Below are 15030 nucleotides of genomic sequence, written 5' to 3'. Positions count from 1 at the left end.
TTGAACCTTTATTCCAGACCCGGAAACCCCGCAATTATGCCTGCCTGCCCCGCCACTGCGGGTATCGGCATGCATGGGGAAACCCTTGGGCGGTGCTTTCTGCCCCACTTTCGACATGCGGCCAATACGGCATCCCACGTAGCCGCTCATCGCGCAATGTCTGGAAGGAAATCTCGGGAATCGCATTTCACCAGTTGAAATTTTCACAATGCGAGATAGAATCAGGCAGACGCTTAATTTTTGCCGCACGGCAACATTTTCCCTATGGCAGAAGCAGACAAGTCACCCGGCAAGACCTCGATCCAGGTGATCGAGCGCATGATGACGCTACTGGATGCGCTGGCCCAGCACGCAGACCCCGTCAGCCTGAAGGAACTCTCGCTGGCTACCGGCCTGCACCCTTCTACCGCGCACCGCATCCTCAACGATATGGTGGCGTGCCGCTTTGTCGATCGTTCCGATCCAGGCAGCTACCGCCTGGGCATGCGGCTGCTGGAGTTGGGCAATCTCGTCAAGGCGCGCCTGTCGGTGCGCGACGCGGCGCTGGCGCCGATGCGCGCACTGCACCGCGTCACCGGCCAAACCGTGAACCTGTCGGTACGCCAGGGCGATGAGATCGTGTATATCGAGCGCGCGTACAGCGAGCGCTCCGGCATGCAGGTTGTGCGCGCCATCGGTGGCCGCGCGCCGCTGCATCTGACCTCGGTCGGCAAGCTGTTTTTGGCCGCTGACGAATCGGCTCGCGTACGCAACTACGCCACGCGCACCGGCCTGGCCGGCCATACGCGCACGTCGATCACCGAGATTGCCCGGCTGGAACGCGAGCTGAGCTGGGTCCGCTCGAACGGTTATGCACGCGACAACGAAGAACTGGAGCTTGGCGTGCGCTGCATCGCCGCCGGCATCTACGACGATTCGCGTCGGCTGGTGGCTGGCCTGTCGCTGTCAGCACCCGCGGATCGGCTGCAGGATAGCTGGCTGCAGAACCTCAAGGAAACCGCGCTGCAGATCTCGCGCGGCATGGGCTATGTACCCGATACCGTGATGGCCTGATCGCAGACCGGCTCGGCCAGCGATTCAATGAAAAACGCGCCGGGGGCCAAGCCCTCCGGCGCGTTTTTCATGTGCAGCAGATACTGAATGCGATCAGGTGCCGTGGGAGTGGTGCGACACCAGGACCATCGCAGGGGACTTAGGACCCTGCGTAAGATTGGGCGTCGAAGGAAAAGGGCGAGGTTGGCCCCCTGCCGACGGAGGCTGGTGCTCAAGCCAGCTACGCACCCGGGTGGCATCGGCAAAGCGCGACAGCTTGCCCACCGAATCCAGGAACACCATCACCACGTTGCGGTCGTTGACGCGCGTCTGCATCACCAGACACTGGCCGGCCTCGGAGATATAGCCGGTCTTCTGCAGGCCGATCTCCCAATTGCCGCCGCGCACCAGGCGGTTGGTGCTGACGTAGTGCTGCGAGCGGCCCAGCACATTCACTTCATGCTCGGTCTGCGTGGAAAACTCGCGGATGGTGGGGTTTCGGTACGCAGCGTTGACCAGGCGGGCCAGATCCATCGCACTGGAGACGTTACTGCTCGACAACCCGCTGGAGTCGACGAAGTGGCTGTCGTTCATGCCCAGTTCGCGCGCCTTCTTGTTCATCGCGCTTACAAACGCCGGCAGGCCACCCGGATAGCTGCGGCCCAGCACGGACGCGGCGCGGTTCTCGGACGACATCAGCGCGAGCAGCAGCATCTCATGGCGCGTCAGCGTGGTCCCAAAGCGCAGGCGCGAGCTGCTGTGTTTCTCGGTATCCCGGTCATCCTCGGAAACCGTCAGCATTTCATCCATCGGCAACCGGGAATCCATCACCACCAGCGCCGTCATCAGCTTGGTAATGGAGGCGATGGGCAGCACGGCCGTGGAATTCTTTTGGAACAGCACCTCGTTGGTGTTTTGATCCAGCACCAGGGCGACGGACGAACGCAGCGACAGCGCGTCATCGGTATCGCGCAGGCCCATGGCCTCGCCCAACGACGGCTTGGCCGGCACGAACGCGGCACGGACCGGGGCGGCACGGCTGGCCACCACGGTGCGTTTGCCGTTCTTCACGACAATCACCTTGCGCGAGGACGGCGCGGCACTAACGGCTGCAGTCTTCTTCGAGGATTTTACGGATTTAGCGGATTTTGAAACTTTTTCGGTCTTTTTGGCCGACGATTTCGTCGCAGTCGACTTCGTCGCTGCGTACGCTACCGGTGCGGTCATCAAGGCAACGGACACCAATGCCGTGGTGGCAAAGGCCGTCAGTTGGGGAAGGCCGAAGAGTCGAGACATAAAGGATTCGGTCCGGAACATGGTCTGCTCAGCGCGGCTGCGGAATGGCGCTAGTTTAGAAAATTAAGAAATCTATAGCAAGATTAATGACTTACAGCGGCTCTTTAAAGTTGGAATTACAAACATTTCCACATTATGAAAAATGAGCCGCTTAAGTCATTCACTCGCTACCACAAATACAACAAAGTGCAACTACTCCCGGCGATACCGAAAGGTTTCGCCGCGGATAAATCAGGACAGAAAACGCGCGAACTGTCCAACTGGTTCACGCTCCGTCATCAACTGGTTGGCCGTAGCATCGGGATCGGCAAAGCCGAGGGACATGCCGCACACCACCATCTCCTCATCGGTCAGTTTCAGGTGTTCCTTGATGATGCGATGAAACTGCGTGAAAGCCGCCTGCGGACACGTATCGAGCCCACGTGCGCGCGCCGCCACCATGATGCTCTGGAGGAACATGCCGTAATCCAGCCAACTTCCCTGCTCCATGATGCGATCGATGGTGAAGATCAGTCCGACCGGCGCATCAAAGAAACGGAAGTTGCGCGCGTGCTGCTCGTGCATGCGCGATTTATCCTCGCGGCGGATATCGAGCAGGCTGTACAAGTCCCAGCCCACCTTTCGGCGGCGCGCCAGGTAGGGATCGACCCACTCACGCGGGTAGTACGGATATTCCTCGCGATACTTGGCATCGCGCTCAGGATCGTCGTATGCCGTCAGCACATCGGTGCAGAAACGCACCTTGGCGTCGCCGGACAGTACGTAGACCTTCCACGGCTGCGTATTCGTGCCCGAAGGCGCACGGCTGGCCACGGCCAGGATGTCTTCGATGGTCTGGCGCGGCACTGGCGTATCCAGGAATGCGCGCACCGATCGACGCGTGGTGATGGCGCGATCGACGCAGGCTGCCTCATCGGGGTTCGACATACTTGGCGGTCTCCTTAGTTCTTGTTCACTGCGTTGTTGTCATGGGGCTGGTTCACGACCAGCCTCTCAAGTGCCTGGCGCAACGGCTGCGGCAACGCCACCGGCCTCCGCGTCTCGCGATCCACGTAGACGTGCACGAAATGGCCCTGCGCCGCAGCGATCTCGTCATCCCCGCGAAACAGCCCCACCTCGTAGCGCACGCTCGTATTGCCAAGCTTCGCCACACGCAATCCGGCCACCACCGTGTCCGGGAAAGTCAGCGACGAGAAATAATTGCACTGCGTCTCGATCACCAATCCGATAGTGCTGCCTGCTTCGATATCCAATGCACCCGCATGAATCAGGTACGTGTTCACGACCGTATCGAAATAACTGTAGTAGACAACGTTATTCACGTGGCCATAGACATCGTTATCCATCCAACGTGTGGTGATCGGCTGGAAGTGCTTGTACGCGGAGCGGTGAGCAGGTTCGGGCTTCATCGAGAGGAAGTCAGTCGGACTACAACGGCAACAGGCCAGTGGGATAGCGCTGCCGACGCCACACGAAAGGTCGTATGAGCACGCGGCACGCCGCAAGGTTCCAAACTTTTTGCGATGACTGCAACAAAGTCATGATGCGGTGACAAAGGCCGCTGCATCTTGCACGCAGCTTTCTGTCGAATGGCGCGCATGATACTGCGCAGCCAGAGCCACCGTCTGCGTATGCACAGCCACGGTGTTTTCGATCTGGTTGCCATAGCCACCGGCCATTGCCACCGCAACGGGAAGACGTTGCGACAGCGCGAAGTCGAACACCATCTTGTCGCGTCGCGCCAGGCCCGCCATGGTCAGCCGCAGGCGCCCCAGTCGATCGTCTTCATGGGGATCGGCGCCGGCCAGATAGATCAGCAGGTCGGGAGCAAAGCGGGCATGAAGCATGTCGAGCGCGCCGGCGAGCGCCGCCATGTACGTATCGTCGTCGCACCCATCGGGCAGGCCTACGTCGAGATCGCTCGCTTCCTTGCGGAAGGGGTAGTTCTTCTCGCCATGCAGCGAGAGCGTGAAGATGCTGGAATCGTCCCGCAAAATCGATGCAGTGCCATTGCCCTGATGGACATCGAGGTCGATCACGGCCACGCGACGCACGGCGCCATCACGCTGCAATCGACGCGCGGCGATGGCGGCATCGTTGAACACACAGAAACCGCCGCCCTTGTCGGCATAGGCATGGTGCGTGCCGCCGGCAAGGTTCACGGCGATGCCCTGCGTGAGTGCGGTCTGGCATGCGGCAATCGTGGCACCGGCCGAACGTCGAGAGCGCTCCACCATTTCATGGGACCACGGAAAACCGATCTCGCGCTGACGCGCGGCATCGAGTTGTCCGGATGAGACTTCGGCAACATACGCAGGGGTGTGGGCCAACGTCAGGTCGCTATCGTCGGCTCGTGGGGCTTCATGCAGCACCAAGCCCGGCACCTCTCGGACCACGGCATCGCGCAGCATGCTGTATTTGCGCATCGGGAACCGATGGCCGGGAGGCAGCGGCAGGACGAAGTGGTCGGCGTAGAAGGCGAACATGGGAACGGGGCGGAGCAGATACGGACGGCTTGTGATGGCTTCACATCATTGACCGACCGGGCAGTCAGCGATGGTAGCACCGTCCTGCACGCAATGCGTCATGGCGCTTCAAACGCCTGCCTTTCGTGCATCGCACCAAGTTGCCGTATCGGTATTTACCCTTGTAGGACACTGCGTACGTGTAGCACCCTGCCCTTATCATCCCCACCCACCCTCTATTTTTTGTGCGATGCACAAAAACCGCTTGACACCTATCGCCGAATTCTTAGAATTGGAATTGTTGCGGCGCATCAAAGCCCTCAGGACCAATAAAAGGCCGGGGACGCGGCGCTGACAAACGGACATACGCTCGGGCTAGCCAAGATACAAACAAGTCATGGCTTTGACATCTGGGCGGCTTAATTTCACTTTGCTAGACCTTGAAGTTCACCACTGGAGACCAGCATGATTCTGACCCCGGAACAAGTTGCAGCCGCACAAAAAGCCAACCTCGAGACCCTGTTTGGTCTGACCTCGAAAGCCTTTGAAGGCGTGGAAAAGCTGGTCGAGCTGAACCTGCAAGTGGTCAAGGCAACGTTCGCCGAAAACGTCGACAACGCCAAGAAGGCACTGTCGGCCAAGGACGCACAGGAATTCCTGACCATCCAGGCCGCGCTGGTTCAGCCGGTTGCCGAAAAGACCCTGGCCTACACGCGCCACCTGTATGAAATCGCTTCGGAAACCCAAAGCGAGTTCACCAAGGTAGCAGAAGCCCAACTGGCCGAAGGCTCGAAGAACGTGCAAGCCCTGGTCGACAACTTCGCCAAGAACGCCCCGGCCGGTTCGGAATCGACCGTAGCCATCGTGAAGTCGGCCATCTCGGCTGCCAACAACGCTTACGAGTCGGTCCAGAAGGCCACGAAGCAAGCGGTTGAAATGGCCGAAAGCAACTTCCAGGCTGCCGCCACGGCCGCTTCGAAGGCTGCCCAGCAAGCCAGCGCCACTGCACGCACGGCTGCCAAGAAGCCGACGGCTGCTGCCTAAGCTTCAGTAAGCTCCAGCGAACCGGCTCCGGCCGGTCCGTTGGCCAAGCGCCCTGCTCTTTTCCTTCGGATGGCAAGACGCTTCGCCAACGGTGGCGACACCGTAAGCCCTCGTCGCCCGCACCGTACCCATGTCTCCTCGGTGCCGATCCAAAGGTATCGATTCAAACCCCGGCCCCTGTACGCAGGCAGCCGGGATTTTTTTCGTCCCGGCATTCGTAGTCGTTCAATGCGCTGGGCGGTTAATTGAATAATAAGATGCTGCTGCCGCTCCCGCTTTCCGCCTAACCGGTTGATGTAAATAGAAAAAAATCCAAAATAACTGATTCCAGATGCCTTGATCGTCGTTAAGTCCTGACCAGCAACCCGCCGGTTACAGTCCGCGCCATCCCGCACTACACGCATGGCCGAACCTATGAACCGCAGTCGCTACCGTCTCGTCTTCAACCCGCATCGCCGCATGCTCATGGCCGTGGAGGAATGCGCCGTGAGCCGAGGTAAAGGCCGGGATGGTGGCAGCCGGGTCCAATCGGACTGCGCTGGCGCGCCTCCCGTGCGTTTCACCCTCCGGTGGCTGGCGCTTTCGGCCTGGATTGCAGCGGGCGTGCCGGTGCACGGGTGGGCGCAGGTGGTGGCGGACACCCACGCTGGCCCGCATCGCCCGACCATCGGCCAGACTGCGAACGGACTGCCCCAGATCGATATCACGCGGCCGTCGGGCGCCGGGGTCTCCATCAACGACTACACGCGGTTCGACGTGCCGAGGTCGGGTGTCATTCTCAACAACTCGCCGACCGCCGTGCCGACCCAGCAGGCCGGCTTCATCAACGGCAACGCCAACCTGCTGCCAGGCGGTTCCGCGCGGATCATCGTCAATCAGGTCACCAGTTCGAACCCAAGCCAGTTACGGGGCTACCTCGAAGTGGCGGGGCCGCGCAGCGAGGTGATCGTGGCCAACCCCACCGGCATCCTCGTCGAAGGTGCGGGCTTCATCAACACCAGCCGCGCCACGCTGACCACGGGCACGCCCATGTACGGCGGCAGCGGCAGCCTGGATGCCTTCCGGGTGAGTGGCGGCCAGATCGCGGTGCGCGGAGACGGGCTGAATGCCGCCCATGTCGATCGGATCGATCTCATCGCGCGCGCGGTGCATGTCAATGCCGCGACGTATGCGAACCAACTCAACGTCATCGGCGGCGCCAACCAGGTCAGCCGCGACACGCTCGCGGCTACGCCAATCGACGGCGCCGGCCCTGCCCCGTCCATCGGCATCGACGTGGCCGAGCTCGGCGGGATGTACGCCAACAAGATCCTGCTGGCATCCACCGAGCACGGCGTGGGCGTGTCACTGCGCGGGGTGGCAGCGGCGCAGGCCGGAGACCTGACGCTGACGTCGGCGGGGCGACTCGTCATGGCCGGGCAAACTTCAGCCAGCGGCAATCTGGACGCGCGCTCGCGCGGCGGTATCGAGCACAGCGGCACGACCTATGGCATGCAGCAGGTGTCGATCCACGCGCACGGCACGCTATCGAACAGCGGCACGCTGGCGGCGCAGCGGTGGCTCTCCGCCACCGGCGGCAGTGTGGCATCCACCGGCACGCTGGCCGCGGGCGTGAGCCCCGATGGCACAGTCGCCTCGCCGGCCGACCTCAGCGTGACCGCCACCACCGGCAAGCTCGCCGCTACGGGCCAGAACCAGGCCAGTGGCAACGTGCTGCTGCAAGGCGCGGGACTCGACCTCGCGGGCAGCCAGAGCACCGCTGGCGGGAATCTTGACTTGCAGGCCGGCGCGGCCGATCTCGACCTGACGGGCGCCACAAGCATATCGGGCGGAAATCTGTCCGCCTCCGCTCGAGGCGCCCTGCTCCACGACCGGGCCCAGATGGCGAGCCAGGGCGCACTGGCACTGACGGCCGGGAGCGCGTCGAACCGGGGTGGAAAGATCAGCGCCCAGGACACGGCCACAATCGCCTCGGCGGGCCGCTTCGACAACGACGACGGCTCGGTGCAGGCTGCCGGTGGGCTGCGGCTCGACGGCGCGATGGCCGTCAGCAATCGCGGCGGTATCTTCCTCGGCGGCAGGGGCTTCACGTTCGACCACGCTGGCGCCACGCTCGACAACGCTGGCGGCCAACTCCTCGGCGGCACCGATGTCAGCCTCCAGGTCGCCTCGCTCGACAATCGCCGGGGCACCATCAAGGCAAACCGGGACGTGGCCGTGGCGGGCGCGATCTCGGGAAGCGGCGAGATCGCGGCGGCGCGCAACCTGTCACTGGACGTCGCGGGCAGCTACGAGAACGACGCGAACAACAGGCTGCGGGCCGATGGCGACATGCGCGTCTCGACCACCGGCAAGCTCACCAACACCGGCACGCTCGCAGCAGTCGGCGGCCTGACCGTGCTAGGTGCAGAGGTCGTGAATGCCGCGGGCGCCGGCATGGTTGGCACGCGCACCACAGTCGAAGCGTCGCAATCGCTCGCCAATGCGGGCCGCATCGAAGGCGATACCGTCCAGACCCGCAGTGCGACAACCACCAACACCGGCGCGATCATCGGCAACGACGTCACCGTGCAAGGTAGCGAGGTGGTCAACCACGGGCCGGCTGCGCTGGTCGCGGCGGTGAGGAACCTGCATGTCTATGCCGCCGACTTCGTGCAGAACCTCGATGGCGCCACGCTCTACAGCGCAGGCAACCTGCAGGTGGCCCGCGACGGCGAGCGCGATCCCGAGACGGGTCTGCTGCGCAACCAGGTGGGCGAACTGGTCAACCGATCCGCGACGATCGAGGCCGAGGGAGACATCGACATCGCCGCGAAAGAGGTCAGCAATACGCGCACGAACATCGTGACCGAGGCGGGTACGCCAGTGCAAACGGCCGTGAAGACGCTCAGGCTCTGGCAGGCGGGTCTTCCGGACGGAGAGTTGAACTGGCATCGCAGCATCACCTTTCCGGGCTGGACATGGGGCACCGGTCGCGCGCCGGTCAGCACGCCCCAGACAAACGCACTGCGCACGCCAATCACGGTGACCGTCGACAAATCGACCGTCACCAAACTCGACACCGCCAAGCGGACGCTCTCCTTCACGGAATCCCCAATCGAGGAATATCGTCTGGGCGTCGGACTGCCAAGCAACTGCAACGCCGAAACCGGCATCTGCTCACGCCCGATCGCCACGCGCGCGACGCAGTATTACGAGGCGATCCTCGACAACGGCGACACCTACAGCATCACCTTCTGGCCCGATTGGGACCCGAACATCCACATCCGGCCGGACGATGTGCGTCAGCAAAACTTCGGCGCCGACTACACCGAGATTTCTCGCGATACCGTCACGACAACGGCGACGGACCGGCTCATCAGCGCCACCGAAGCCGCGAAGATCCAGGCTGGCGGCAACATCCGCATCAATGGCGAGGGCGGCAGCATCTTCAACCAGTCATCGACCATGGCAGCGGGTGCGAACCTCGTGCGTGTTGCCGGGAAGGTCGAGGATGTCGGCACGGTGTTGCAGCAAAAGATCACGACGCAGGACACCTCTACGTTCTACTGGCACCAGCGAACTGGGTACAGCAGCAAGACCGAGGTCGTTCCCCATCCGAGCACGCCGCAGGCGCCCACCACTGTGGCGGCGCTCGCGGCCATCGCCACGGCGAATCAGGCGGTGAAGACCAGCACCCCGGATGTCAGCGTGAGGTCGGTGGATACCGTGGGGGCAACGGTGACGGGCGGTGGCGACGGCAGTACCGGATTGGCCGCCGGCGCGGCACCCGGGGGAGGCATTCCAAACCTGACTCTGCCGACCAACGGGCTGTACACGATTCGTTCGGCGCCGGGCGACACCTACCTCGTCGCCACGGACCCGCGCTTCACGCAATACTCGCGATTTATCTCCAGCGACTACATGCTTGGGGCCTTGGGCATCGATCCGCAGATGACGCAGAAGCGTCTCGGTGACGGCTTCTACGAGCAGAAGCTGGTCCGCGACCAGATCACCCAACTGACGGGCAGGACGTTCCTCGCTGGCCACACCAGTCAGATGGAGGAATACCAGACGCTGATGAGCCAGGGCGTAGCCGTCGCCAGCGCCTTCGGCCTGATGCCCGGTATCGGACTGACCGCCGAGCAGATGCGCCAACTCACGACAGATATCGTGTGGATGGTGTCGCAGGACGTCACCCTGCCCGATGGCTCCACGCAATCGGTGCTGGTGCCAAAGGTCTATCTTGCGCACGGCAATGGTATCGACCTGTACAGCACGGGCGCGCTGGTCGCCGGCAACAGCGTGGAGATTCAGGCAACGGACAATGTCGCGAACAGCGGCGCCATCGTTGGCGATAAGTCCACGAAGGTGATCGGCCACAACATCGTCAATCGTGGGCGGATCGGTGGCACGGGTACGACGGTGGTGGCGGCGCAGGAGGATGTGCGCAACCTGGGCGGCCGGATCACCGGCACCGATACGCTGGTATCGGCCGGGCGCGATGTCATCAACGCGGCGCAGACGATCACCAACACGACGACACTGGCCAACGGCAACAGCGCAAGCGCCACGGGTGTGGGTGCCATTGGCACGATCTCGGCCACCAACAACGTTGCTGTGCTGGCTGGTCGCGACATCGGTATGGCGGGCGGTAACGTCAGCGCCGGCAAGGATGCATTGATCGGCGCAGGCCGCGACCTGAACCTCGGCACGGTCGCCACGGGTACCACGCAGGATGCCACCGCGCATGGCGGTCGCGACTACCTGCGTGAACAGACCACCCGTGGCGTCGGCAGCCGTGTGCAGGCGGGCGGCAGTGTCACGGCGGTAGCCGGGCGCGATGCCACACTGACCGGCTCGGCTATCCAGGCGGGCACGGACGCCACGCTGCTCGCCGGACGCGATGCTACGGTCACGGCATCGCTCGATACACAGACGAGCAGTGCCGGTTCGTCGAGCAACAAGCGGTCGCAATTTACGCAATCGTCCTATGACGAAACCGCGCGCGGCAGTGCGGTGCAGGCGGGCAGCAATGCCACGCTGGGCGCGGGACAGGCTGCAGCGGCGGCGATTCTCGAAGCCAACGGCATCAAGGCACAGCCGACCGAGGCTGGCAGCACCGGCAACCTCGCCGTGCTCGGTTCTTCCGTCAGCACTGGCACATCCACAGAGAAAGGTGGCGCGGTCGCACTGGTGGCCACGGGCGACGTGACCATCGGCACGGTCACCGAGCAACACAGCGCCGAGAACTGGTCGCAGACGAAGACATCCGGATTCCTGTCGAAGAAGGAGACGACCACGATCACCCATTCGCGCGACACCGTGGCGGTGGGCTCGGTGATATCGGGCGATACCGTATTGGGCAGCGCCGGACGAGATCTGGCGATCAGCGGATCGACGGTGGCGGGCACTCAGGACGTGGGTCTGGAAGCAGGCCGCAACCTGACGATCGGTGCGGCGGAGAACACCAGCGAGAGCCACAGCTATTCACGCACCAAGGCAACGGGCTTCGGCGCCACGGGTGGCGGCCTCTCCTACGGCTCGCGTGACCAGAAGGACACGATCAACGACAACGCCGTCACGCAGACCGGCAGCCTCGTCGGCAGTACCGATGGCAATGTCAGCCTGAGGGCGGGGAGCACGCTACGCGTGACAGGCAGCCAGTTGATCGCCGCCAAGGATCTGACGGGCACGGGTGCCGATGTGGCCATCGAAGCCGCCAAGGGCCGCGCGCATCATGACGAAACCCACGAGATCAAGCAGACCGGCCTGACGCTGGGTGTCAGCGGCGGCGCGCTCGGCTCGGCCATCAATGCGGGCCAGAAAGTCAGCTCGGCGACCAAGAGCCAGGATGGCCGGGCGTCGGCGCTGTGGGGTATCGCAGCAGGTCGCGACGCCTATGACGCGGCCAAGGGCGCCGGAGATGCCATGAAGAGCCTTGCCGGTGGCTCAGGACCGCTCGGCACCGCCGTGACGCTGTCGCTGGGTACCAGCAAGAGCAAGAACACGCTCACGCAGGACAGCACCTCGCACACGGGCTCGAAGGTGCAGGCTGGCGGCAAGGCGGTCTTCATCGCCACGGGTCAGGATGCCAATGGCAACAAGACCGCTGGCAATCTGGATATCGTCGGCTCCAGTATTGCGGCCACGCGGGTGGGACTGGCGGGCCAGGGCAAGGTCAATATCGTCTCTGCGACCGATACCTACGAGACCCACACCACGAACAAGTCGAGCAGCGGCAGCATCGGCATGTCCTACAGCGCGCAGGGCTTCGGCGTGTCGGCGTCAGGGTCGACGAACAAGGGCAACAGCGACACCACCGGCTCGACACAACTCAACAGCCGGGTCACGGGCAGCGAATCGGTGTCGATCGTCTCGGGTGGCGACACCAACGTCCTCGGTGGCCTGGTCAGCGGCCGCAAGGTGTCGGCCGATGTCGGTGGCCACCTCAACCTCGCCAGCCGCCAGGACACCGAAGGAAGCCGCGCCCGCCAGACCGGCGCGGGGGGTGGCCTCAGCTTCAGTCAGGGCGGCGGCTTGAGCGGCTCGCTCTCGGCATCGACAGGCAAGGCCGACGGCAACTTCGCCAACGTGGCCGAGCAATCCGGCATCTACGCGGGCGACGGCGGCTTCGACTTGAACGTCAAAGGCAACACCGACCTCCAGGGCGCCCTCATCGCCAGCACGGCCACGAAGGACAAGAACTCGCTGAAGACGGGCACCCTGAGCTGGGGCGATATCGAAAACAAGTCGGACTACAAGGGCACGTCGTTCGGCGTGGCCGGCGGCTTCACCTTCGGTCCCAAGGTCAAGGACGAGAAGACCGGCCAGACCTCGGGCAAGAACACCGGCGGCATCAGCCCAATGATTCCGCAGCACGAAAGCGGCAAACAACGCGGCACCGCGCAGTCCGCCATTGCGGATGGCGCGATCCATATCACGGACGACGCCAACCAGAAGCAAGACGTGGCGACACTCAATCGCGATACGACCGATACCAATTCGACCGTCCGCAAAGGCCCCGACCTCAACAACTTGCTGAACAAGCAAGCCGACACGATGGCGGCCGCTCAGGCGGCTGGCGAGGCGGTGGCGAAGTCGGTGGGAGATATCGCCAGCAGCAAGCTCAAGGATGCAGCGATAGCCCAGGACAAGGCGCAGAAAGCATTCGAGGCCGACCCCAGCGACGACAACCGCGCCAACCTGGAAAAGGCCACCGCCGACGTCGAAGGCTGGAGGGAAGGCGGCGACTACCGCGCCGGTCTGCACGCTGCGGGCGGCGCAATGATCGCCGGGCTGGGTGGTGGGAATGCGATTGCTGGCGCGGTCGGTGCCGGGGCGTCATCGCTGGCGGCTGGGAAGTTGGCGGAACTGGGTAGTGCTGTGTCAGGTGGCGTTGGCAGTGGGAATGCCAATCTCGATGAAGCGATTGGGAATCTCGCGGCGAATATCGTGGCTGGTGGGATTGGGGCGGCTGTAGGTGGTGGGGCTGGAGCGGCTACCGGGGCGAATGTGGATCGGTTTAATCGGCAGTTGCATCCGGAAGATAAAGCAACGGCCCGACGAATTGCCGAGAAAGCAGCAGCCGACGGTATCACTAACCCAGATGGCTCGCCTATCACGGCAAGCCAAATTGAGACCGCCATGCGATCGGCGAATAACAGCACCTATGGGGAAACAGCTGCCACAGGCGTCGTGGTGCCGTTGAACGCGGATACAACAGCTAGTCAAGTCTATGACCCCACTGGCATGGTGCTTCGAAAGGATGACGCCGGCAACAGCTATCTCGTGCAGAACTACTCGATGCTGGTACCCCCTTCGCAGGTAATACAAGACCTGATCCTTCAGAACACTGGTGATGAACAATCTCCATATAGCTGGGATGGATCGACATCTGCACCCAACAATGCGGGAACCTACACGACCTCGAATCCATACATTCCTCCCCTCAATGCTTGTATATCAACAGACTGCATTCCGCAGGGGAAACCTGGTGGGACCTCGTGGTCGGTTGGTCTCGGGTTGTATTACGGTGTTGGGGCCGAGGCGGAAGTCGGGTTTGCCGGGCTCGTTCCAATGGAGGGAAAAATGGGCTTTGGTGTCGGCTTGGGAGGGCACGGATGGTTTAAGGGCGGCAGTTCGACAGTCACCTCCAATCTATTCGCAAAAGGTAGTGAGGCAAATGCTGGGGACTATCGCGTCGGCTCATCAATCTCATTCGGCGCTCAGATTGGACCGGCGACAGCATCTATAGGAGGGCAAGCAGGGATTTCGTCAAACATATCCACCGGGGCAGATGGTTACGCACAAGCAAAGGGGACACTTGGACTAGTGCCGAGTGTGGGTTTAGGTATAGAAGGAAAGCTCAATCTCATGGAGTTCCAGTACAGGGCAAGGAAATAGTGATGAAGAATAGTAAAATTTCTGACGAAGACGTTGTCAAGCAATTTAAATGGCGACGACTTTGTCTATTATTAATTTTCTTTCCAGGATTTATATCTCTTTTTGTTTTGTTGGCAATAAATGTTAGCGTCAAGATATTTTTTTGCGTCCTCTTGATATGGTTTCCGGTGGCAGGATGGTATCTGGCGTTGAATTATCGCTGCCCGCGATGCAATGCCGTTCCGTGGAATCCTTCAGGGCCCGGTGTGACACTTGTTCCGTATTGCTGCTCTCAGTGCAAAGCCCCTCTGAATGAATCCTTTCTGAAAAAGGTCGGATGAATATGAATAAAAATTGCAGACCTGACTGAGGGCATCGCTGGCGCCTAGGAAGTTCGTGGAGCTGGGCAGTGGCCGTTTCTGGAAGCGTTGGCAGTGGGAATGCCAACCTTGATGAGGCGATCGAGAATCTCGCGGCGAATATCGCGACTGGTGGAATTGGGGCTGCGGCGGGTAGTGGTGCAGGTGCGGCTACCCGGGGTCGTCGCTCTCATCGCATTTTTGGATCCCGCTATTAATCCATTGCTTATCACGATATTCCACAATCATCCATCATGGTGCGGCATGACCTCGCAATATCAAGGCTACTCTGAACTACTCTTAACCATAGCTTTTTCAACTTCTGCTAGCTGGCGCACCTTGGTGAAACGGGGTATCTGAATCTTTTTGGAAGATATTGGAATAGAAGCATTGGTCTGAGCAATCTTGGGATTTTTATCTGTGGTGGTCAATATATTCAAAAGATAAAATATTTTTCACAATCCTTGGCC

The 15030-nt window shown here is 61.8% G+C and carries 7 protein-coding genes; 3 read left to right on the top strand and 4 right to left on the bottom strand.

The window, feature by feature from the left end:
* The first annotated feature begins 264 nt into the window (after window positions 1-264).
* Window positions 265-1053 (top strand): IclR family transcriptional regulator, encoded by a 789-nt coding sequence (locus GA566_RS06335; RefSeq protein ID WP_160472095.1) that lies wholly within the window; start codon window positions 265-267, stop codon window positions 1051-1053.
* Between the two features lie 93 nt (window positions 1054-1146).
* On the opposite strand, the gene pbpG is transcribed toward GA566_RS06335, so the two are convergent.
* The 4 genes from pbpG to GA566_RS06315 all read right to left on the bottom strand — a co-directional run bounded on the left by pbpG (window position 1147) and on the right by GA566_RS06315 (window position 4814).
* Window positions 1147-2349, bottom strand: coding sequence for a D-alanyl-D-alanine endopeptidase (gene pbpG, locus GA566_RS06330; RefSeq protein ID WP_137924400.1), 1203 nt, complete (start codon window positions 2347-2349; stop codon window positions 1147-1149).
* A 210-nt stretch (window positions 2350-2559) separates the two neighbouring features.
* On the bottom strand, window positions 2560-3255 hold the full coding sequence (locus GA566_RS06325; RefSeq protein WP_137924399.1) for a nitroreductase: 696 nt from the start codon (window positions 3253-3255) through the stop codon (window positions 2560-2562).
* 14 nt (window positions 3256-3269) lie between these two features.
* A complete protein-coding gene (locus tag GA566_RS06320; protein WP_160472094.1) occupies window positions 3270-3737 on the bottom strand; it encodes a thioesterase family protein in 468 nt (155 codons plus the stop codon).
* A 129-nt stretch (window positions 3738-3866) separates the two neighbouring features.
* Window positions 3867-4814 (bottom strand): histone deacetylase, encoded by a 948-nt coding sequence (locus GA566_RS06315; protein WP_137924397.1) that lies wholly within the window; start codon window positions 4812-4814, stop codon window positions 3867-3869.
* A 444-nt stretch (window positions 4815-5258) separates the two neighbouring features.
* Between GA566_RS06315 and phaP1 the strand changes: the two genes are divergently transcribed.
* Window positions 5259-5837, top strand: coding sequence for a TIGR01841 family phasin PhaP1 (phaP1, locus tag GA566_RS06310; protein WP_137928596.1), 579 nt, complete (start codon window positions 5259-5261; stop codon window positions 5835-5837).
* A 402-nt stretch (window positions 5838-6239) separates the two neighbouring features.
* The gene (locus tag GA566_RS06305) at window positions 6240-14222 is read left to right on the top strand and encodes a hemagglutinin repeat-containing protein (protein WP_237380072.1); all 7983 of its coding nucleotides are present in this window, start codon (window positions 6240-6242) and stop codon (window positions 14220-14222) included.
* Window positions 14223-15030: the final 808 nt, after the last annotated feature.

This window comes from Cupriavidus sp. SW-Y-13 (genome assembly GCF_009793345.1).
Taxonomy (GTDB): Bacteria; Pseudomonadota; Gammaproteobacteria; order Burkholderiales; family Burkholderiaceae; genus Cupriavidus.
The sequence above is the reverse complement of the archived record's forward strand: the minus strand, read 5'-3'. Positions and strand labels throughout refer to the sequence as shown.

Excerpts from the sequence above, each read along its gene's own strand:
- GA566_RS06335 (WP_160472095.1), top strand. The coding sequence starts at position 265 with ATGGCAGAAGCAGACAAGTCACCCGGCAAGACCTCGATCCAGGTGATC.
- pbpG (WP_137924400.1), bottom strand. The coding sequence starts at position 2,349 with ATGTTCCGGACCGAATCCTTTATGTCTCGACTCTTCGGCCTTCCCCAA.
- GA566_RS06325 (WP_137924399.1), bottom strand. The coding sequence starts at position 3,255 with ATGTCGAACCCCGATGAGGCAGCCTGCGTCGATCGCGCCATCACCACG.
- GA566_RS06320 (WP_160472094.1), bottom strand. The coding sequence starts at position 3,737 with ATGAAGCCCGAACCTGCTCACCGCTCCGCGTACAAGCACTTCCAGCCG.
- GA566_RS06315 (WP_137924397.1), bottom strand. The coding sequence starts at position 4,814 with ATGTTCGCCTTCTACGCCGACCACTTCGTCCTGCCGCTGCCTCCCGGC.
- phaP1 (WP_137928596.1), top strand. The coding sequence starts at position 5,259 with ATGATTCTGACCCCGGAACAAGTTGCAGCCGCACAAAAAGCCAACCTC.
- GA566_RS06305 (WP_237380072.1), top strand. The coding sequence starts at position 6,240 with ATGGCCGAACCTATGAACCGCAGTCGCTACCGTCTCGTCTTCAACCCG.